Here is a 20570-nt window from a genome sequence, read left to right as displayed (position 1 = left end):
TGTCCTCCAAATTATTTAGCAAAAGGCATACCAAACTCAGTAAGAAGTTCACGAGCTTCTTCATCTGTATTGGCAGTAGTTACAATAACAACGTCCAAACCTCTAACACGGTTTACCTTGTCGTAGTCGATTTCTGGGAAAATCAATTGTTCTTTGATACCTAAAGTGTAGTTACCACGACCATCAAATGATCTAGAACTGATTCCGCGGAAGTCACGAACTCGAGGAAGAGAAACGTTGATTAATTTGTACAAGAAATCGTACATTCTATCGCCTCTAAGGGTAACCTTAGCACCAATAGACATACCTTCACGTAAACGGAAGTTTGCGATTGATTTCTTAGCTTTAGTAATCAAAGGCTTTTGACCTGAGATTAAAGTCAATTCTTCTACAGCTTCATCAAGATTCTTTGCATTAGAAACTGCATCACCGACACCCATGTTTAAAACGATTTTATCAATTTTAGGAATTTCCATAACTGAATCGTAATTAAACTTTTTGTTCATAGCTGGTGCGATTTCATTTGAATATTTTTCTACTAAACTGTTTGCCATGTGCGTCCTCCCTCCTATTTGTTGTTATCTTCTTTTTTAGCAATAACTTTTACATTTGATGCATGGATAGAACCTTCTTTTTCTACCACACCACCATTAGCGTTGACTTGTGAAGGTTTCTCATGCTTTTTGATCTTATTAACACCTTTGACAACAATACGGTTAGTCTTGGCGTTGACTGAAAGTACAGTGCCTTCTTTGCCTTTATCTTTACCGGCAATAACTTTTACTTTGTCACCTGTTTTAACAAACATCAGTGCACCTCCCTAAAAAATTATAAGACTTCAGGAGCAAGAGATACGATCTTCATGAAATCGTGCTCACGCAGTTCACGGGCTACAGGCCCAAAAATACGAGTTCCACGAGGACTCTTATCAGCATTAATTACAACTGCTGCATTTTCGTCGAACTTGATGTATGAACCATCTTCACGGCGTGCACCTGATTTTGTTCTAACAATAACTGCTTTAACAACATCACCTTTTTTGACAACGCCACCTGGTGTTGCTTGTTTAACAGCAGCAACTACGATATCACCAATATTACCGGTCTTACGCTTAGAACCACCTAAAACCTTGATAACTAGGAGTTCTCTTGCACCGGAGTTGTCAGCAACCTTTAAACGGCTTTCGTGTTGGATCACTAGTTTATCCTCCCCTCAATAAAATCCGCGTAATTAAATTGACTTCTTAACAATCTTAGTTAGACGGTAACGCTTCGCATGTGATAATGGACGGGTTTCCATGATACGAACAGTATCGCCAATCTTAGCTTCGTTGTTTTCATCGTGAGCGTAATACTTCTTTGAGTATTTAATACGCTTCTTATAAACAGGGTGGTTCTTGTAGGTATCTACAACAACTGTAATAGTCTTATCCATCTTGTCAGAAACAACTCGACCTTGGTATACGTGACGATTATTTCTTTCGTTAGTTTCGTTCAAGTTAATAACTCCCTTCCGTTAACTAATTCTTGCTCAATTCTTTTTCGCTAAGAATTGTCTTAATTCTAGCAATGTTCTTGCGGACTTGTCTCAAGCGAGCGGTGTTCTCTAATTGACCCGTTGCTTGTTGGAAACGCAAATTAAAAAGTTCTCCTTTATATTGCTTTTCCTTTTCTAACATTTGATCAGTGGTTAATGCTCTGATATCTTTAGCCTTCATTAGATTCGCCACCTACTTCCGAACTCTTCTTAACAAACTTAGTCTTAATTGGAAGCTTGTTTGAAGCAAGTCTTAAAGCTTCACGAGCAACGTCTTCTGAAACGCCACCGATTTCAAACATAATCTTGCCTCTTTTAACAACAGCTACCCAACCAGCTGGTGCACCTTTACCGGAACCCATACGAACACCAACACCTTTTGCAGTGTAGGATTTTTGTGGGAAGATTCTAATCCAAACACGTCCGCCACGCTTCATGAAACGAGTCATAGCAATACGAGCGGCTTCGATTTGTCTATTAGTAATCCAGTGAGATTCAACAGCTTCTAAACCATATTCACCAAATGCAATGGTCTTTCCGCCTTTAGCTTCACCACGCATTTTACCGCGGAATTCACGACGGTGCTTTACACGCTTAGGTACTAACACTATTAGTTTCCTCCCTTCGCTTTCTTAGAAGGTTTGTTTTTACGTTGTGGTAGAATTTCACCACGATTGATCCAAACCTTAACACCAATTTGACCATAAGTAGTTGCAGCTTCTACCCAAGCATAATCAATATCTGCTCTTAAAGTATGAAGTGGAACACTACCTTCAGTATGCCATTCTCTTCTTGCCATATCAGCACCATTCAAACGACCAGCAGTTTGAACTTTGATACCCTTAGCACCAGAACGCATAGATCTTTGAGTTGCTTGACGAGTTGCACGTCTAAATGCAATTCTTGCTTCAAGTTGACGAGCAATACCTTCGCCTACTAATTTAGCATCTAAATCAGGCTTCTTAATTTCAACAATATTAATGTGAACGTTCTTTTTTGTTAAAGCACTAAGTTGTTTTCTTAAAGCTTCAACTTCTTTACCACCTTTACCGATAACCATACCAGGTTTTGCAGTGTGGATAGAAATGTTAATTCTGTTTGCAGCACGTTCAATTTCCACAGTGGAAACAGATGCATCAGCTAACTTTTCAGAGATGAACTTTCTAATACGTAAATCTTCATTTAAAGTGTCAGCGTAGTTTTTGTCTGCATACCACTTTGCTTCCCAATCACGGTTAACACCGAGACGGAAACCATTTGGGTTAATCTTTTGACCCATTAAATTTACCTCCCTTAATCGTTCTTCTCAGATACTACAACTACTACGTGGCTTGTTCTCTTGTTAATTGGAGAAGCCATACCCTTAGCACGTGGACGAAATCTCTTTAAAGTTGCACCTTCGTTAACGTATGCTTCTGATACGTAAAGATTTGCACTTTCAAGATCGTAGTTGTGTTCAGCATTTGCAATAGCTGACTTCAACACTTTTTCAACGATTGGGGAAGCAGCTCTTGGCGTAAATTGTAAAATTGCGAGAGCTTCAGCAACACTCTTTCCACGAATAAGGTCTACTACCAAACGGGCTTTTCTAGGAGCGATGCGAACTGTTCTTGCTTCAGCTTTAGCTGAACTAATTTGTTCTGCCATTTAGATGTCTCTCCTTCCTATTATTTACCTACTGTAGTAGTGGCCTTATCAGCGACCTTGTGACCGCGGAAAGTTCTAGTAGGTACGAATTCACCTAACTTATGACCAACCATATCTTCAGTAATGTATACTGGTACATGTTTTCTTCCATCGTAAACAGCTATTGTGAAACCAACAAAGGAAGGGAAAATAGTTGAACGACGAGACCATGTTTTAATTACTTGCTTCTTTTCGGAACCTTCTTGGGCTTCGATCTTCTTTAAAAGGCTTGCATCAGCAAAAGGACCTTTTTTAATACTACGGCTCATTAATTAACCTCCTTCGTTTAATTACTTGTTACCTTTACGGTGACGAATAATAAGTTTTTCACTTCTAGCCTTAGAGTTTCTAGTCTTAATACCACGAGACTTCTTACCCCATGGAGTCATAGGTTGTGGGCGACCAACTGGAGCCTTACCTTCACCACCACCATGTGGGTGATCATTAGGGTTCATTACGGAACCACGAGATTGTGGACGCTTGCCCAACCAACGCTTACGACCAGCTTTACCTAATTGAATTAATGAGTGTTGTTCATTACCAACTGAACCGATAGTAGCACGGCAAGTTGATAAGATTTTACGAACTTCACCACTTTGAAGTCTAACTAAAGTGTACTTACCATCATTACCAAGAACTTGTGCAACAGTACCTGCACTTCTTACTAATTGACCACCTTTACCAGGCTTTAATTCAATATTGTGAATTTCAGTACCAGCTGGAATAGCAGATAATGGCAATGCATTACCAGGCTTAATATCAGCATTTGGACCAGATTCAACAACAGTACCAACTTTTAGACCTTTAGGTGCTAAGATGTAAGCTTTAATACCGTCAGTGTAGTGAAGAAGAGCGATGTTAGCAGTTCTGTTTGGATCATATTCAATAGCCTTAACAACTGCTTTTACATCATCCTTATTACGCTTGAAGTCAATGATACGGTATTTTTGTTTGTGACCACCACCACGGTGTCTAACAGTAATATGACCGTATGAGTTACGACCAGCAGTATGACTTTGAGATTCAAGTAAAGTCTTTTCAGGCTTTTTCTTGGTAATTCCAGCAAAGTCGGAAGAAGTCATATTACGTCTGCCGTTTGTAGTTGGCTTATATTTGATAATTGCCAATTGACTGACCTCCTATTTACTAATTTTCTTTATTATCATTGAAGATCTTAATATCATTAGAATCTTCAGTTAAAGTAACGATTGCTTTTCTACGACGAGCAGTCTTACCAGTGTAACGACCAACTCTCTTTTCTTTACCGCGAACGTTCATAATGTTAACATTCTTAACTTTTACATCAAAAATTTCTTCAACAGCATTACGAACTTGAGTCTTGGTAGCTGATACAAGCACATCAAAAGTATACTTCTTATCATCCATTAAATTCATGGATTTTTCGGTAACTACAGGCCGTAAGATGATATCACGTGCATCCATTATGCCAAAACCTCCTCAATTCTCTTAATAGCGTCTTGAGTTAATACAAGTTTTTGGTAGTCAACCGCATCAACAACATTTAAGCCATTAACAGGTACAACTTTCACTTTTGGAAGGTTTTTACCTGATAATTGAACATTCTTATCATCAGACACAACTAAAACCTTACCAGAAACATTAGCATTATCTAAGATAGCCTTTAATTCTTTAGTCTTAGGTGCTTCTAAAGTTAATTGATCAAGAATGATTAAATCTTTGTCAGCAACTTTTTGGGAAAGAACTGACTTCATAGCTAAACGACGTGCTTTACGAGGCATGTCCATCTTGTATGAACGAGGAGTTGGACCAAATACAGTACCACCACCACGCCATTGTGGAGCTCTAATAGAACCTTGACGAGCACGACCAGTACCTTTTTGTCTCCAAGGTTTCTTACCACCGCCACGAACAGCTGATCTGTTCTTTACAGCAGAAGTGCCTCGACGCTTACCAGCTCTTTGTCTAATGATTGCATCGAAAACAACACTTTCATTAGGTTCAATACCGAAGATTTCTTCATTTAAATCTACATTACCTGCAGACTTACCTTTTTGATCGATAATTTCTAAATTAGCCATTATAGTCCTCCTTCCTATTTAGCAGCTTTAGCAGCAGATTTTACAAAAATTAATGAGTTCTTTGCACCTGGAACATTACCCTTGATTAAAAGTACGTTCTTTTCAGGCACAACTTTTTCAATTACTAAGTTTTGTACGGTAACTTTCTTACCACCCATGTGACCAGGTAACTTCTTACCCTTAGGTACACGGTTAATGATTGAACCCATTGAACCTGGGATTCTGTGGTATCTAGAACCGTGGGTTTCTGGACCTCTTGATTGGCCCCACCGCTTGATGTTACCTTGAGTACCATGACCTCTTGTAGTTCCAGTAACGTCAACTACGTCACCTTCACTAAATGAGTCCACCGTGATTTCTGAGCCGACTTCGTAATCCTTAAGCTCGACATCGCGGATTTCCCGAATGAAGCGCTTAGGTGAAGTCTTTGCTTTTGCAGCATGACCTTTGGCAGGTTTGTTGCTCAATACTTCACGCATGTCTTGGTAACCTACTTGAACTGCTTCGTAACCGTCTGATTCGTTAGTTTTAACTTGTAAAACAACGTTAGGGGTTGCTTCAATAACAGTTACAGGAACCAAGATGCCGTTTTTAGTGAAGATTTGAGTCATACCGACCTTTCTTCCTAAGATTCCTTTGGTCATGATTACACCTCCATATATGTTTTAAATTATAATTTAATCTCGATATCAACGCCGCTTGGTAAATCAAGCTTCATTAATGAATCAACAGTCTTAGGTGTTGGATTCAAAATATCAATTAAACGCTTATGTGTACGGATTTCAAATTGTTCACGTGAATCTTTGTTCTTGTGTGGTGAACGTAAAACAGTGAATAAAGTTCTTTCCGTAGGTAGTGGAACAGGACCAGAAATTTGTGCTCCAGTTCTTTCAGCGGTAGCTACAATTTTAGCAGCTGATTCATCGAGAATACCATGTTCGTATGACTTTAATCTAATACGAATTTGTTGACTTGCCATCTAATAACCTCCTTCGTCTTCTTTAAAAGATGACTAGCTCGGCAAAAATTACCGACTCACCTCTGTGGCAATGCAGCCTGGTGTGCCGCAACCTTTTGCGTCAAAGCATTGCTTTTTGTGCGCGGGGCATACCCCTCCAATATTTTCGCACGTTTACTATTGTACTTTGTCTTTCCTTAAATATCAAGCTTTCTCAGCATTTATTTTATTTTTTTATACAAAAAAAGAGATATCAAATGATATCTCTTTTTCAAACTCTCTATTTATAAATTATTCAGCGTCTTCTCCACCACGTTTTTTAATGATTTCAGCTTGAATAGATTTAGGAGTTGGTGAGTAGTGGTCAAATACCATTGTAAACGTACCACGACCTTGAGTTGATGAACGCAAAGTAGTTGCGTAACCAAACATTTCTGAAAGTGGAACAAATGAGTTGATTACTTTAGCACCTGCTCTGTCTTCCATACCTTCCATAGAACCACGACGTGCTGTAATTGATCCCATTACATCACCTAAGTATTCTTCTGGAGTGGTTACTTGAACTTTCATGATAGGTTCAAGAATAACGGCGCCAGCCTTAGCAGCAGCATTTCTCAAAGCAAGAGAAGCAGCAACCTTGAAAGCAGCTTCTGATGAGTCGACTTCGTGGTAACTACCATCGTACAACTTAGCCTTAACATCAATTAATGGGTAACCTGCAAGAACACCATTCTTCATAGCTTCTTGTAAACCTTGGTCAACTGAAGGAATAAATTCACGAGGAACAACACCACCGACGATAGCATCTTCGAATTCGTAACCCTTTCCTTCTTCGTTTGGAGTAAAGTCAATCCAAACATCACCATATTGACCTTTACCACCAGATTGACGAACGAACTTACCTTGTGCTTTAGCTTCCTTAGTAAAGGTTTCACGGTAAGCAACTTGAGGTTCACCAATAGTTGCTTCAACGTTAAATTCACGCTTCATACGTTCAACCATGATGTCTAAGTGTAATTCACCCATACCTGAAATCAAAGTTTGACCAGTTTCTGGGTTGGTTTCAGCACGGAAAGTTGGGTCTTCTTCAGTAAGCTTTTGTAAAGCAACATCCATCTTATCACGGTCAGCTTTTGACTTAGGTTCAACAGATACTTGAATAACTGGATCTGGAACTTGTAAACTTTCCAAAATAAGTGGGTGATCTGGATCAGTTAAAGAATCACCAGTAGTAGTGTTCTTCAAACCAATAGCACCAGCAATATCACCTGAGAATACTTCAGGAATTTCAGTTCTTGAGTTAGCGTGCATTTGAAGTAAACGTCCAACACGTTCACGAGCATTCTTTGATGCATTCAATACGTAAGAACCAGATTGAAGTGAACCAGTGTAAACACGGATGAAAGTTAAACGACCAACAAATGGATCTGTTGCAATCTTAAATGCTAAAGCTGCAAATGGCTTCTTATCGTCAGCCATAAGTTCAACTTCGTCACCAGTCTTAGGATCATGAGCAACGTAAGGTTTTACGTCAAGTGGTGATGGTAGGTAATCAATAACACCATCAAGCATCATTTGAACACCCTTGTTCTTAAATGCTGAACCAGCATAAACTGGGAAGAATTCCAAGTTCAAAGTAGCTTTACGGATAGCTGCTTTTAATTCATCATTAGAGATTTCTTCACCACCAAGGTACTTGTCCATAATGCCGTCATCAACATCAGCAACAGCTTCAATTAATTCGTTACGACGCTTTAAAGCCTCTTCCTTGTATTCATCAGGAACAGGAATAGTATCCCATTTTGAACCAAGCTTATCTTCATCGTAAACGTCAGCTACCATATTGATTAAGTCAATAACACCTTCAAAGGTATCTGCTGAACCAATAGGCATTTGAACAGCATGTGCGTTTGCGTTTAAGCGTTCGTGCAATGACTTAACAGATTTATCAAAGTCAGCACCAATCTTATCCATCTTGTTAACGAAAACAATACGAGGAACGCCGTAAGTTTCAGCTTGACGCCAAACATTTTCAGTTTGTGGTTCAACACCAGCTTGAGCATCAAGAACAGTTACCGCACCATCAAGAACACGAAGGGAACGTTCTACTTCGATAGTAAAGTCAACGTGTCCTGGGGTATCAATGATGTTAATTCGGTAATCCTTCCATTGAGCAGTAGTAGCTGCGGAAGTAATAGTGATACCACGTTCCTTTTCTTCATCCATCCAGTCCATTTGTGAGTCACCTTCGTGAGTTTCACCAATTTTGTGGATCTTACCAGTATAGTACAAAATACGTTCAGTAGTGGTAGTTTTACCGGCATCGATGTGAGCCATAATACCAATGTTACGTGTCTTATCCAAAGGGAATTCACGTTTGTTAGCCATAAGATTAATCTCCTTTTACAAACTAACGATTAGAAGCGGTAGTGAGCAAATGCACGGTTTGCTTCTGCCATTCTGTGGACGTCTTCACGTTTCTTAACTGCTGAACCAGTATTGTTAGCAGCATCCATAATTTCGTTTGCAAGACGTTCATCCATAGTATGTTCATTACGTAAACGAGCGTAAGAAACAAGCCATCTTAAGCCGAGAGTAGTTCTTCTTTCTGGGCGAACTTCAACTGGGATTTGGTAGTTAGAACCACCGATACGGCGAGCTTTAACTTCCAAAACTGGCATAACATTGTTCATTGCTTCTTCAAAAACTTCAACTGGTTCTTTACCAGTCTTATCTTGAATAATACCAAAAGCATCATAAAGAATTGAAGATGCCTTTGCTTTCTTACCATCAATCATTAAGTGGTTAATTAATTTAGTAACCAATTTAGAGTTGTAAACTGGATCTGCTAAAACATCTCTCTTAGCAACATTACCTTTTCTAGGCATTAGTAGTCCCTCCTATTTAACTGTTTTAACCTTTCTTAGCACCGTACTTAGAACGGCCTTGTTTTCTACCATCAACACCTGCAGTATCCAAAGCACCACGAATGATGTGGTAACGAACACCAGGAAGGTCCTTTACACGACCACCACGAATTAAAACAACGGAGTGTTCTTGCAAGTTATGACCAATACCAGGAATGTAAGCAGTAACTTCGATTAAGTTTGAAAGACGAACACGAGCATACTTACGTAAAGCTGAGTTAGGCTTCTTAGGTGTCATAGTACCTACACGAGTTGCAACACCACGCATTTGAGGTGCTGGATTGTAGTTCATCTTTTTCTTCATGCTGTTGTAAGCATAGTTTAAAGCTGGTGAATCAGATTTAGTCGTCTTTGAGTGACGGCCTTTTCTAACCAATTGGTTAATTGTTGGCATTAAAATTTCCTCCTAAAATTGTTCACACATCCGGGAGTTTCTTTTTTGGCCTCACGGATATCATGTTTTTAATAGCACAATGGCTAGTGTAACATGATTTTTTAATTCCGTAAACATTTTAAAAAAATTTTTTTGATTTTGCGTATATAAATATTGGAGGTTAAAAGATGTCAAACTCATTTATTTATATACTTAATTTTATAATCGGTAGTATTATTGGTTCCCATTTACTAGTAATTGTTCAGCGCTTTGAGACAGAAGACTTTATAACCGATAAATCTCATTGTGATAACTGCCAAATCCCGCTTACGCTTCTTAACCAAATACCTATTTTTTCTTTTCTAAGATATCAAGGAAAATGTTTCTTCTGTCACGCTTATATTCCTATTGAAACATTTTATTGCGAAATTTTAGGTGGATTAGCTTTTATGCCGTTAAATCCGCTTACTAATCAAATTTCATACCTTTTTATTATTTTTATTTTTTTAATTAGTATTTTTGATTATTTTGATCAATCTTTTCCAGTTCAAATCCTTATCCCACTTATAGCAATAGTAGGATTTAAAATTTCCTACTTTATTTCTGATTACACTCCAATTGAATGGATGTTAATTTCTTTCGTTATATTGAGTTTTTTAATAATGAATTTGAAAAAGAAATTTGGTTATGGCGATACAATAATTTTTATTATTCTTATTTTTTACTATAACTTCTACATTGCTGAGTATCTTTTCCTATTGTCATCCATTTTTCTGATAATTACTCATTTAATTGCTCGGAACAAAAAACAATATCCTTTCATACCTTTTATATTTCTGAGTATTATTTTTTATAATTTCATATAAAAAAAGTCTATTCGCACAAAAGCGAATAGACTTTTTTAACACAAATGTTTAAGTTTTAAAAGGATGATTAGTCAGCTGAGCCATTGTCCTTTTCTGCATCAGCTGCAGCTAATTTCTTTTCAATATCAGCTATAGAATAAACTGACTTTTTCTTTTCATCTTCAGGAATGTCAACCTTAGGTTCCATTTCGCGGTAAACAGGCATACCAGTACCAGCAGGAATAATCTTACCAATGATAACATTTTCCTTAAGACCAAGTAATGGATCGTTCTTTCCACGAATAGAAGCATCAGTAAGAACACGAGTAGTTTCCTGGAATGAAGCTGCAGACAAGAAACTGTTAGTTTCAAGAGCGGCCTTGGTAATACCAAGAATTACACTTTGTGCAGTTGCAGGAATACCACCAGAAATAATTACCTCACGGTTTCTTGCCTTAAATTCACCAATATCCATCAATTCACCTGGTAAGATATCAGTTTCACCTGGATCAAGAATACGAACCTTTTGAAGCATTTGACGTGCCATAACTTCAACGTGCTTATCGGCAATTTCTACACCCTGCATTCTATAAGCTTTTTGAATTTCGCTTAGAATGTATTTTTCAGTAGTCAATGCATCACGTACACGAATCAATTCCTTAGGATCGATAGAACCAAGAGTCAATTTATCTCCACGTACAACATGGTCACCTTCAGCAACTGCTACAGATGCAGTATATGGTACATCATAAGTACGAGTATCTGTTTGACCCTTTACTGTAATTTGACGAGTGTGTTCTGCTGGATCTTCTTCAATTGAAGTTATTTCACCAGTTACTTCAGAAATTGTAGCACGTCCTTTAGGATTACGAGCTTCAAACAATTCTTGAACACGAGGTAAACCTTGAGTAATATCTGCAGCACCGGCAACACCACCGTTGTGGAAGTTACGCATAGTCAACTGAGTACCAGGTTCACCGATAGATTGAGCAGCAACAGTACCTACTGCTTCACCAACTTCAACATCGTCACCAGTAGCAAGGTTCATACCATAACATTTCTTACATACACCATGTTGAGTGTTGCAAGTAAATACGGAACGAATAGTTACTTCAGTAACGCCAGCATCAACAATCTTATGAGCCATATCTTCATCCATTAAGACATCTGCTGGGCAGATAACTTCATGAGTTTCTGGATCATAAACGCTCTTAGAAGTGTAGCGACCTACTAGACGATCAAATAATGGTTCAATCATTTCATCGCCTTCAGTAATTGCATGAACAGTCAAGCCACGATCAGTGCCACAATCTTCTTCACGAATGATAACGTCTTGAGCTACGTCTACCAAACGACGGGTTAAGTAACCTGAGTTGGCAGTCTTCAAAGCAGTATCCGTCATACCTTTACGAGCACCGTGAGTAGACATGAACATTTCCAAAACAGATAATCCTTCACGGAAGTTTGAGGTAACAGGAATTTCCATCATTCCTCCGTTAGGAGCGGCCATCAATCCACGCATACCAGCAAGTTGAGTAAAGTTAGAAATGTTACCACGAGCACCAGAATCCGCCATGATTGTAATTGGGTTTCTTGGGGCATGAATTTGAGCAATTTCGTTTTGAACAATATCTTTACAATTATTCCAAATACTAATTACTCGATCATGTCTTTCTTCATCAGTAATCAAACCACGACGATACTGCTTAGAAACTACATCAACTTTCTTACGAGCTTCTGCTACGATATCATCCTTATCAGTAATTGTAGGAATATCTTCGACACCAATAGTCAAACCAGAAGTAGTACATACGGTGTAACCTAATTCCTTCAAGTCATCCAAGAAATCAGAAGTTCTTTGAACTTTATAATCCTTGTAAATTTGAGCAATGGAATCTGATAAGAATCCTTTCTTAAATGCCTTTCCAAGCTTCATATTGTCAAGCTTTTCATGGATATCTTCACCTGGTTGTAAGAAGTATCTTTCATCCACAGGATGAGTAAGATTTTCTTGAGTAGGATCATTAATGTAGAAGAAATCCTTAGGGAAAATTTGGTTGAAGACTAACTTACCATAAGTAGTTACAAAAATTCCGTGTTCATATCCCTTTGGCCATGGCTTTTCAGGCATTGAATCAGCCGCTAAACCAATACGAGTGTGGTAGTGAATATCACCATTTGCATATGCAATAGCTGCTTCAGCTGGTGAATCAAAAATCATACCTTCGCCTTCACGACCACGTTCTGCTTGAGTTAGCCAGTAGTTACCTAAAACAATATCCTGAGAAGGAGTAACGATTGGCTTACCATCCTTAGGAGCCAAGATATGGTGAGCAGCAAGCATAAGCAAACGTGATTCTGCTACAGCTTCATCAGATAATGGAACGTGAATGGCCATCTGGTCACCATCAAAGTCGGCATTGTAAGCTTCACAAGCAAGTGGGTGAAGACGAATTGACTTACCTGGCACCAAAACTGGTTCAAATGCTTGAATACCTAGACGGTGAAGAGTAGGTGCACGGTTCAAAAGAACTGGTCTTTCCTTAATTACATCTTCTAAGATATCCCAGATATCGTCATCTTCACGATCAATCTTACGCTTAGCGTTCTTAATGTTAGATGCTAAACCACGTTTTACTAATTCATGCATCACAAATGGCTTAAATAACTCTAAAGCCATTGGTCGTGGAACACCACATTGATAAAACTTCAACTTTGGTGAAACATCGATAACTGAACGACCTGAGTAGTCAACACGCTTACCAAGCAAGTTTTGACGGAAACGTCCTTGCTTACCCTTTAACATGTGAGAAAGAGACTTAAGTGGACGGTTACCTGGTCCTACAACCGGACGACCACGTCTACCATTATCAATTAATGCATCAACAGCTTCTTGAAGCATACGTTTTTCATTTTGAACAATAATTCTAGGTGCATTTAAGTCTAATAATCTCTTCAAACGATTGTTACGGTTAATTACACGTCTATATAAATCATTCAAGTCAGAAGTTGCAAAACGACCACCATCAAGTTGAACCATTGGTCTTAAATCAGGTGGAATAACTGGAATACAATCCATAACCATCCATGAAGGCTTGTTGCCTGAATTCTTAAATGCATCTAAGATATCTAATCTTCTGATAGCACGAGTTCTCTTTTGACCAGTAGCAGTCTTTAATTCTTCTTTTAAGTCATGAACTTCTTTATCAATATCTACTTGCTCAAGAAGTTCCTTTACAGCTTCAGCACCCATCTTAGCTTCAAAACGGTTACCGAATTTTGCTTTCTTTTCACGATATTCAGCTTCTGTAAGAAGTTGCTTATCTTCAAGATCAGTATCACCTGCGTCAATTACAATGTAAGCAGCAAAATATATTACTTCTTCAAGTGCACGAGGTGAAATATCTAACACTAATCCCATACGAGATGGGATACCCTTGAAATACCAGATATGTGAAACTGGTGCAGCTAATTCAATGTGACCCATACGTTCTCTTCTAACTTTAGCAGAAGTAACTTCTACACCACATCGGTCACAAACAATACCGCGATAACGAATACCCTTGTACTTACCACAAGCACAAGACCAGTCCTTAGTTGGTCCGAAAATTCTTTCATCGAACAAACCATCTTTTTCTGGTTTCAAAGTACGATAGTTGATAGTTTCTGGCTTTTTAACTTCGCCATAAGACCAACTTCTGATCTTGTTTGGAGAAGCCAAACCAATTTGCATACTTTCAAACTTATTTACGTCGATCAAAAGTTTAACCTCCTATTACTTAGAAACCTTATCATCAGATGAAGTTGAAGAATTACTCTGATCTACAGGTTCGGCTGACTTATCATCTTTCTTTGCAGCTTCTTCGGCTAACTTCTTCTTTTCTTGTTGTTCAGCAAGCTTAGATAAAGTGTCAATGTTGAAGTGATCATTAGAATCATCATCCATGTCACGTAATTCAATTTCCTTGTGGTCCATATCTAAGACTTTAATATCCAAACCTAAGGATTGAAGTTCCTTAACAAGAACTCTAAATGATTCTGGAACACCTGGTTTTGGAATTCTTTCACCCTTGACAATAGCTTCATATGCCTTCACACGACCAACAACATCATCTGACTTGTAAGTCAAGATTTCTTGCAATGTGTATGCAGCACCGTAAGCTTCAAGAGCCCAAACTTCCATTTCACCAAAACGCTGACCACCAAATTGTGCTTTACCACCAAGTGGTTGTTGAGTAACAAGTGAGTAAGGCCCAATTGAACGTGCGTGGATCTTATCATCAACCATGTGAGTCAACTTCAAGTAGTACATAATACCTACTGAAACACGGTTGTGGAATGGTTCACCAGTACGGCCATCATAAAGAACAGTCTTACCGTCTTTACCAATACCAGCTTCACGAACCATGTTCCACATATCATCTTCAGAAGCACCATCAAATACTGGAGTAGCAACATGAATACCTAATTGCTTAGCTGCGATACCTAAATGTAATTCAAGAACCTGTCCAATGTTCATACGTGAAGGCACACCCATTGGGTTCAAACAAATGTCTACTGGACGACCATCTGGTAAGTATGGCATATCTTCTTCAGGACAAACTAAGGCAATAGTACCCTTGTTTCCGTGACGACCAGACATCTTGTCACCAACCTGAATTTTACGCTTTTGAACGATGTAGACACGAACCATCTTGTTTACACCAGGTGGTAATTCGTCTCCTGCTTCACGAGTGAAGACTTGTACGTTTTGAACAATACCGCCGCCACCATGTGGTACACGTAAGGAAGTATCGCGAACTTCACGAGCTTTTTCACCAAAGATAGCGTGAAGCAAACGTTCTTCAGCTGATAATTCAGTAACACCCTTTGGAGTAACTTTACCAACTAAGATATCACCGTCTTGAACTTCGGCACCAATACGTACAATACCTTCTTCATCGAGGTCTTTAAGTGCATCTTCACCAACGTTTGGAATTTCACGGGTGATTTCTTCAGGTCCAAGCTTGGTATCGCGAGCTTCTGATTCATAATCTTCAATATGGATAGATGTGTAGACATCATCTTTAACCATACGTTCAGAAATCATAACGGCATCTTCATAGTTGTACATGTTCCAAGTCAAGAAAGCAATAATTGGGTTTTGACCTAGAGCTAATTCGCCGTTTTCCATTGCTGGACCATCGGCAATAACTTCGTCAGCTACTACTCTTTCACCTTGCTTAACAGCTGGTGTTTGGTTGTAGTTCTTAGTTGCATTTGAACGACGGAATTTTTCAAGAACATACTTATCTAAAGTATCATCGTCTCTTCTAATTCTAATTTCGTTTGCATCAACGTATTCAACTACACCAGGTGCTTTAGCAACTAATGCATCCCCAGAGTCATGAGCTGCACGATATTCCATACCAGTACCAACAATTGGAGCGTGTGGATTAATCAATGGAACAGCCTGACGTTGGTGGTTAGCACCCATCAAGGCACGGTTAGAGTCATCGTTTTCAAGGAAAGGAATACATGCAGAAGTTACGGAAACTACTTGCTTAGGAATAACATCCATGTAGTCAATCTTATCAGGAGTAACTTCAAGGTTATCTTCCTTATGACGAGCTAAAACAATCTTATCCTTGAAAGAACCGTCTTCGTTTAATGGAGCGTTGGCACCAGCGATAATGTAATTATCTTCAACATCAGCAGTTAAGTAATCAATCTTGTCAGTAACCTTGTGAGTATCCCAAGAAACACGACGGTATGGTGTTTCAATAAAACCATACTTATTAACAATAGCGTAAGTTGCCAAAGAGTTAATTAAACCAATGTTAGGTCCTTCAGGAGTTTCAATAGGACATAAACGACCATAGTGAGTATAGTGCACGTCACGAACCTCGTACCCAGCACGATCACGAGATAAACCACCAGGCCCTAAGGCAGACATACGACGCTTGTGAGTTAACTCACCAAGTGGGTTGTTTTGGTCCATGAACTGTGACAATTGTGATGAACCAAAGAATTCCTTAACTGAAGCAACAACAGGACGAATGTTAATTAATTGTTGTGGTGTAACTGTAGAAATATCTTGAATTGACATTCTTTCGCGCACAACACGTTCCATTCTTGCTAAACCAATTCTAAATTGGTTTTGAAGTAATTCCCCTACACGACGAATACGACGGTTACCTAAGTGGTCGATATCATCAGTAGTTCCGATGTTATCTTGAAGGTTAAAGAAGTAATTAATTGATGCCAAAACATCAGCTGGAGTTAAGTGTTTAACGTCATCAGCAATATGACCGTTAGACATTAGCTTAATTACACGTTCAGGATCAACTTTGGAATATACTTTAATTTCTTGAACTGTTACTGGATCAGGTAATACACCTTCCTTTGAAGGTTCATAAGTTACCATCTTAAAGTCGTCACGATCTAAGTAAGGTGACAATTTATCAAGAATTTCATGAGTAACAACGTCACCCTTCTTAGCGATAATTTCACCAGTATCAGGATCAGCTAAAGTTTCAGCCAAAGTTTGTCTTAATAAACGATTCTTTAAAGAAAGTTTCTTATTGATCTTGTAGCGACCAACAGGAGCTAAATCGTATCTTCTTGGATCAAAGAATCTAGCATATAAAAGTGAACGAGATGAATCCGTAGTTTTAGGTTCACCTGGACGTAATCTTTCATAGATATCCTTTAAAGCTTCGGCAACACGAGAGTCAGCAGGATTTTTATGGATATCTTTTTCTAGAGTGAAACGAAGTGAATCACTTTCACCAAACATATCAGCAACTTCACTGTCAGAGCCAAATCCTAAAGCACGAATTAGAACTGTTAAAGGAAGCTTACGAGTACGGTCAATACGAACATAAGCTAAATCCTTAGCATCAGTTTCATATTCAAGCCATGCACCACGGTTAGGAATAACTGTAGCACCGAAAATTTGGCGACCATTTTTATCAAAATCTGAATGGTAGTAAACACCAGGAGATCTAACAAGCTGAGAAACAATAACTCTCTCAGCACCATTAATAACGAAAGTACCTGAATCAGTCATTAATGGGAATTCTCCGAAGAAGACATCTTGAGTCTTAATTTCTCCAGTTTCATGGTTGGTTAAATTTAAAGTTACATGAAGAGGAGCAGAATAATTAGCATCGTGATCACGTGCTTCTTCAAGAGTATATTTTGGCTTCAGAAGTTTGTAGTCAACAAACTCTAAAGAAAGTTTTCCTGAAAAGTCTGAAATCGGCATAATGTCGTCAAACATTTCACGAATACCTTCATTAAGAAACCACTTGTAAGATTGCGTTTGCACATCAGTCAAGTTAGGTAACTTCAATACTTCTTTAATTCGAGAGAAGCTACGTCTTGTCCGGTGACTACCGTAGTTCACAGCGTGTCCTAACAAAGAAAACATCCTTTCTTATATAAGAATCTAAATATTACATTTGTGTTACAAATTACAAAAAGTTAAAATTTGGGTACAAAAAAACAAAAACAACGTAATAGTCGTTTTTGTTTTATCATCTCGCTGGACAATAGATCAGCGAAATCCTGAATTTCAGCCTTTTAAACGTTTTGTATTTTACACTTATATTACTAATTTGTCAAAAGGAACTAATTTTTAACTAAAGGCTTACTCTCATCAACAATTGTGAACTTTAATTTTCCCTGATGAGCGCCAACCTTAACTGTTTGCCCGGCTTTAACCTTTTCACTAATTAAATCTTCTGCAATCACGTCCTCAAGTTCATGTTGAATTGCACGACGTAAAGGACGAGCACCCATTTCTGGATCAAAACCGTCTTTAGCTAACACATCTAACGCTGCTGGAGAAATTTTTAGAGTAACTTCTTTCCGAGCTAATTGAGTGATCAAATGACTAGTCATTAAACTAACAATTTCACGCAATTGTTTCTTAGTTAAACTATCAAAGACAACTGTTTCGTCAATTCTATTTAAAAATTCTGGTCTAAAGAATTGCTTAACTGCTGCCGTAACCTTTTCTTGTTGAAGTTTATTTTTATCTTCATTATCAGCTGCAAAACCAACTGTTTTATCTTCTTGCAAGCTACGAGAACCAAGGTTAGAAGTCATAATAATGATTGTGTTTCTGAAGTCAACTTTTCTTCCCTTAGAGTCAGTTAAGAAACCTTCATCTAGAACTTGCAACAATAAATTGAAAACATCCGGATGAGCTTTTTCTACTTCATCTAGCAGAATTACTGAATATGGATTACGTCTTACCCGTTCTGAAAGTTGTCCACCTTCTTCATAGCCTACATAACCAGGAGCAGAACCGATCAACTTGCTTGTAGCTACTTGATCCATATATTCAGACATGTCAACTCGAATAATATTTCTTTCAGAGCCAAAGACTGCTGCTGCCAATGCTTTTGCTAATTCAGTCTTACCAACACCAGTAGGACCTAAGAACAAGAAGGAACCGATTGGACGATTTTCATCCTTAATTCCACTTCTGCTTCGTCTAATCGCACGACTTACTGCACTAATTGCCTTATCTTGTCCAATTACGCGTTCATGCAAAATGCTTTCGAGGTGAGCTAAACGTTTCGTTTCACTCTTCTTCATTCGAGTAACTGGTACGCCAGTCCATTCTGATACAATTTGGGCAATTTTATTTGAATCAACAATAGACTTCTTAGAATTTTTATTTTCTACTTTTGCAATTAATTTATCTCGATCTTGTGTAAGCTTGCTTTCTTCATCACGTAATTTAGCCGCTTGAACAAAGTTTTGATTTTCAGCAGCCTCTTCTTTTTGGTGAATAACATCATTAATTTGCGTATCTAATTTAGTCAAACGTGGGTCAGCCTTACCAACTGCTTGAATCTTGACCGCTGCACTTGCTTCATCGATTAAGTCAATTGCCTTATCAGGTAAAAAGCGGTTAGCAATATACCTTGTTGAAAATTCTACTGCATCATTTATTGCTTCATCTTCAATTTTTACATTATGGAATTTTTCATACTTAGGACGTAACCCCTTTAAGATGTCCACTGTTTCTTCCTTTGAAGGCTCACCGATTTTCACTTGTTGAAAACGTCTTGCCAAGGCTTGATCTTTTTCAATGTATTTTTGGTATTCATCAAAAGTAGTGGCACCAATCATCTGAATATCACCACGCGCTAAAGATGGCTTCAGGATATTGGAAGCGTCAATTGCACCTTCTGCTCCACCTGCACCAATCAAGGTATGCATTTCATCAACAAATAGAATTACAGAACCATCACGTTGAATTTCCTTTAGAATTTTTTTCATTCTATCTTCAAATTCCCCGCGATACTTAGTTCCAGCAATTAAGCTTCCCATGTCTAGTGCCATGACACGTTTTTTAGCTAAGTTATCCGGAACCTCACGATTTACAATTGCAGAAGCTATTCCTTGTGCAACTGCTGTCTTACCAACTCCGGGTTCTCCAACTAAAACAGGATTATTCTTAGTTCTTCGAGATAAAATTTGAATTACTCGCTTTATTTCTTTATCTCTACCAATTACTGGATCAATTGCACCCTCGCGTGCACGTTTATTTAAATTTACACTTACTTTATCTAAATTAGGTGTCAGTGACTTGCCTTTTTTAGTTCTAGTTGCAGAAGAAACATCAAAAATATTGTTTGCTTCTCCAGAATCATCCATGAAACTATTATTAATATCTTGACTTAAGTCACGTGGTTCTACACCAATATTTTTCAAAATTAAACTTGCCAAAATTTGGTCACTAGCTAATAACCCTAGCAAAATATGCTTTGTTTCAATTTGAGGAGTGCCTAATTCGTCAGATTTTTGCTTAGCAAAATTCAAAACTAAGCTTAAGCGTGGTGACATTTCCATATATGTAGCTTTGGGACTTGAACCATAGCCAGTATATCTTTCAATTTCTTCTCGCACTAAGGTTGGTGTTACGTTTCTTTCACGCAAAAGCTTACCGGCATCTCCGTTAGCTTCAATTACTAAAGCAAGCAAAACATGCTCCGTTCCAATAATTCGATGGTGAAAGTTTTGTGCTTGCTCTTTAGCAATTTCAAGAACATTCTTTGCACTATCACTATATGATTTTTCCATTCTGCACCGCCTTATTTCTTTTAAGATCATACTACAATCTTTAGACAAATATCTTACACTTACAATTAGTAAATGTAAACTATTTGATATTTCATGAACATT

The 20570-nt window shown here is 38.2% G+C and carries 21 protein-coding genes; 1 reads left to right on the top strand and 20 read right to left on the bottom strand.

All coding sequences use genetic code 11. The annotated features are described in order from the left end of the window. Positions 1-11: 11 nt before the first annotated feature. From rplE to rpsL, 17 genes are all read right to left on the bottom strand, one after another. Entirely contained in the window at positions 12-554 is a 543-nt protein-coding gene (gene rplE, locus AB5359_RS06735) for a 50S ribosomal protein L5 (RefSeq protein WP_003649462.1), read from the bottom strand. 14 nt (positions 555-568) lie between these two features. Next, the gene (gene rplX, locus AB5359_RS06730; protein ID WP_368279862.1) at positions 569-808 is read right to left on the bottom strand and encodes a 50S ribosomal protein L24; all 240 of its coding nucleotides are present in this window, start codon (positions 806-808) and stop codon (positions 569-571) included. A gap of 20 nt (positions 809-828) precedes the next feature. Then, on the bottom strand, positions 829-1197 hold the full coding sequence (gene rplN / locus AB5359_RS06725) for a 50S ribosomal protein L14 (RefSeq protein ID WP_003649463.1): 369 nt from the start codon (positions 1195-1197) through the stop codon (positions 829-831). A 33-nt stretch (positions 1198-1230) separates the two neighbouring features. Next, complete coding sequence (rpsQ, locus tag AB5359_RS06720) at positions 1231-1497, bottom strand: 30S ribosomal protein S17 (RefSeq protein WP_048685621.1); 267 nt, start codon at positions 1495-1497, stop codon at positions 1231-1233. 22 nt (positions 1498-1519) lie between these two features. Beyond that, positions 1520-1717: a 50S ribosomal protein L29 gene (rpmC, locus tag AB5359_RS06715; protein WP_048685620.1), complete on the bottom strand. Its 198-nt coding sequence runs from the start codon at positions 1715-1717 to the stop codon at positions 1520-1522. Then, complete coding sequence (gene rplP / locus AB5359_RS06710) at positions 1707-2144, bottom strand: 50S ribosomal protein L16 (RefSeq protein ID WP_003647829.1); 438 nt, start codon at positions 2142-2144, stop codon at positions 1707-1709. The genes rpmC and rplP overlap by 11 nt, the downstream gene beginning before the upstream one ends. Before the next feature lie 2 nt (positions 2145-2146). After that, complete coding sequence (gene rpsC / locus AB5359_RS06705) at positions 2147-2815, bottom strand: 30S ribosomal protein S3 (RefSeq protein WP_003649464.1); 669 nt, start codon at positions 2813-2815, stop codon at positions 2147-2149. A gap of 14 nt (positions 2816-2829) precedes the next feature. Further along, on the bottom strand, positions 2830-3183 hold the full coding sequence (gene rplV, locus AB5359_RS06700; protein WP_003649465.1) for a 50S ribosomal protein L22: 354 nt from the start codon (positions 3181-3183) through the stop codon (positions 2830-2832). A 20-nt stretch (positions 3184-3203) separates the two neighbouring features. Continuing rightward, positions 3204-3491, bottom strand: coding sequence for a 30S ribosomal protein S19 (gene rpsS, locus AB5359_RS06695; RefSeq protein WP_003647831.1), 288 nt, complete (start codon positions 3489-3491; stop codon positions 3204-3206). Positions 3492-3512: 21 nt separating this feature from the next. Beyond that, positions 3513-4349, bottom strand: a complete 837-nt coding sequence (rplB, locus tag AB5359_RS06690; protein WP_368279860.1) for a 50S ribosomal protein L2 — start codon at positions 4347-4349, stop codon at positions 3513-3515. Positions 4350-4368: 19 nt separating this feature from the next. After that, entirely contained in the window at positions 4369-4665 is a 297-nt protein-coding gene (rplW, locus tag AB5359_RS06685; RefSeq protein WP_003647833.1) for a 50S ribosomal protein L23, read from the bottom strand. Further along, positions 4665-5282 carry a 50S ribosomal protein L4 gene (gene rplD / locus AB5359_RS06680; protein WP_048685617.1) on the bottom strand — a complete coding sequence of 206 codons (618 nt, stop codon included), beginning with the start codon at positions 5280-5282 and terminating at the stop codon, positions 4665-4667. The genes rplW and rplD overlap by 1 nt, the downstream gene beginning before the upstream one ends. A 14-nt stretch (positions 5283-5296) precedes the next feature. After that, positions 5297-5926, bottom strand: a complete 630-nt coding sequence (gene rplC, locus AB5359_RS06675; protein ID WP_003649467.1) for a 50S ribosomal protein L3 — start codon at positions 5924-5926, stop codon at positions 5297-5299. Between the two features lie 26 nt (positions 5927-5952). Further along, positions 5953-6261 (bottom strand): 30S ribosomal protein S10, encoded by a 309-nt coding sequence (rpsJ, locus tag AB5359_RS06670; RefSeq protein ID WP_003647835.1) that lies wholly within the window; start codon positions 6259-6261, stop codon positions 5953-5955. A 270-nt stretch (positions 6262-6531) separates the two neighbouring features. Next, on the bottom strand, positions 6532-8628 hold the full coding sequence (gene fusA, locus AB5359_RS06665) for an elongation factor G (protein ID WP_003647836.1): 2097 nt from the start codon (positions 8626-8628) through the stop codon (positions 6532-6534). A 29-nt stretch (positions 8629-8657) separates the two neighbouring features. Continuing rightward, on the bottom strand, positions 8658-9128 hold the full coding sequence (gene rpsG, locus AB5359_RS06660; RefSeq protein WP_003647837.1) for a 30S ribosomal protein S7: 471 nt from the start codon (positions 9126-9128) through the stop codon (positions 8658-8660). A 25-nt stretch (positions 9129-9153) separates the two neighbouring features. Continuing rightward, entirely contained in the window at positions 9154-9561 is a 408-nt protein-coding gene (rpsL, locus tag AB5359_RS06655; RefSeq protein WP_003647838.1) for a 30S ribosomal protein S12, read from the bottom strand. 167 nt (positions 9562-9728) lie between these two features. Here rpsL and AB5359_RS06650 point away from each other — a divergent pair, with 167 nt between their 5' ends. Continuing rightward, the gene (locus AB5359_RS06650; protein WP_020807219.1) at positions 9729-10406 is read left to right on the top strand and encodes a prepilin peptidase; all 678 of its coding nucleotides are present in this window, start codon (positions 9729-9731) and stop codon (positions 10404-10406) included. 67 nt (positions 10407-10473) lie between these two features. Here AB5359_RS06650 and rpoC read toward each other — a convergent pair whose 3' ends face one another. From rpoC to AB5359_RS06635, 3 genes are all read right to left on the bottom strand, one after another. Then, positions 10474-14145 carry a DNA-directed RNA polymerase subunit beta' gene (gene rpoC / locus AB5359_RS06645; protein WP_048685592.1) on the bottom strand — a complete coding sequence of 1224 codons (3672 nt, stop codon included), beginning with the start codon at positions 14143-14145 and terminating at the stop codon, positions 10474-10476. Between the two features lie 15 nt (positions 14146-14160). Beyond that, positions 14161-17799, bottom strand: a complete 3639-nt coding sequence (locus tag AB5359_RS06640) for a DNA-directed RNA polymerase subunit beta (RefSeq protein WP_048685589.1) — start codon at positions 17797-17799, stop codon at positions 14161-14163. Between the two features lie 200 nt (positions 17800-17999). Beyond that, positions 18000-20468 carry an ATP-dependent Clp protease ATP-binding subunit gene (locus AB5359_RS06635; protein ID WP_048685587.1) on the bottom strand — a complete coding sequence of 823 codons (2469 nt, stop codon included), beginning with the start codon at positions 20466-20468 and terminating at the stop codon, positions 18000-18002. Between the last annotated feature and the right edge of the window lie 102 nt (positions 20469-20570).

The sequence above is a fragment of the Lactobacillus sp. RTP31084st1_F9_RTP31084_210423 genome (genome assembly GCF_040919545.1).
GTDB lineage: Bacteria > Bacillota > Bacilli > Lactobacillales > Lactobacillaceae > Lactobacillus > Lactobacillus paragasseri.
This window is presented reverse-complemented; position numbering and strand designations above follow the sequence as displayed.

Excerpts from the sequence above, each read along its gene's own strand:
- rpsS (WP_003647831.1), bottom strand. The coding sequence starts at position 3,491 with ATGAGCCGTAGTATTAAAAAAGGTCCTTTTGCTGATGCAAGCCTTTTA.
- AB5359_RS06650 (WP_020807219.1), top strand. The coding sequence starts at position 9,729 with ATGTCAAACTCATTTATTTATATACTTAATTTTATAATCGGTAGTATT.
- rplD (WP_048685617.1), bottom strand. The coding sequence starts at position 5,282 with ATGGCTAATTTAGAAATTATCGATCAAAAAGGTAAGTCTGCAGGTAAT.
- rpsL (WP_003647838.1), bottom strand. The coding sequence starts at position 9,561 with ATGCCAACAATTAACCAATTGGTTAGAAAAGGCCGTCACTCAAAGACG.
- rplW (WP_003647833.1), bottom strand. The coding sequence starts at position 4,665 with ATGGATGCACGTGATATCATCTTACGGCCTGTAGTTACCGAAAAATCC.
- rplX (WP_368279862.1), bottom strand. The coding sequence starts at position 808 with ATGTTTGTTAAAACAGGTGACAAAGTAAAAGTTATTGCCGGTAAAGAT.
- AB5359_RS06635 (WP_048685587.1), bottom strand. The coding sequence starts at position 20,468 with ATGGAAAAATCATATAGTGATAGTGCAAAGAATGTTCTTGAAATTGCT.
- rplV (WP_003649465.1), bottom strand. The coding sequence starts at position 3,183 with ATGGCAGAACAAATTAGTTCAGCTAAAGCTGAAGCAAGAACAGTTCGC.
- rplE (WP_003649462.1), bottom strand. The coding sequence starts at position 554 with ATGGCAAACAGTTTAGTAGAAAAATATTCAAATGAAATCGCACCAGCT.
- AB5359_RS06640 (WP_048685589.1), bottom strand. The coding sequence starts at position 17,799 with ATGTTTTCTTTGTTAGGACACGCTGTGAACTACGGTAGTCACCGGACA.
- rpsJ (WP_003647835.1), bottom strand. The coding sequence starts at position 6,261 with ATGGCAAGTCAACAAATTCGTATTAGATTAAAGTCATACGAACATGGT.
- fusA (WP_003647836.1), bottom strand. The coding sequence starts at position 8,628 with ATGGCTAACAAACGTGAATTCCCTTTGGATAAGACACGTAACATTGGT.
- rpmC (WP_048685620.1), bottom strand. The coding sequence starts at position 1,717 with ATGAAGGCTAAAGATATCAGAGCATTAACCACTGATCAAATGTTAGAA.
- rplC (WP_003649467.1), bottom strand. The coding sequence starts at position 5,926 with ATGACCAAAGGAATCTTAGGAAGAAAGGTCGGTATGACTCAAATCTTC.
- rpsG (WP_003647837.1), bottom strand. The coding sequence starts at position 9,128 with ATGCCTAGAAAAGGTAATGTTGCTAAGAGAGATGTTTTAGCAGATCCA.
- rpsC (WP_003649464.1), bottom strand. The coding sequence starts at position 2,815 with ATGGGTCAAAAGATTAACCCAAATGGTTTCCGTCTCGGTGTTAACCGT.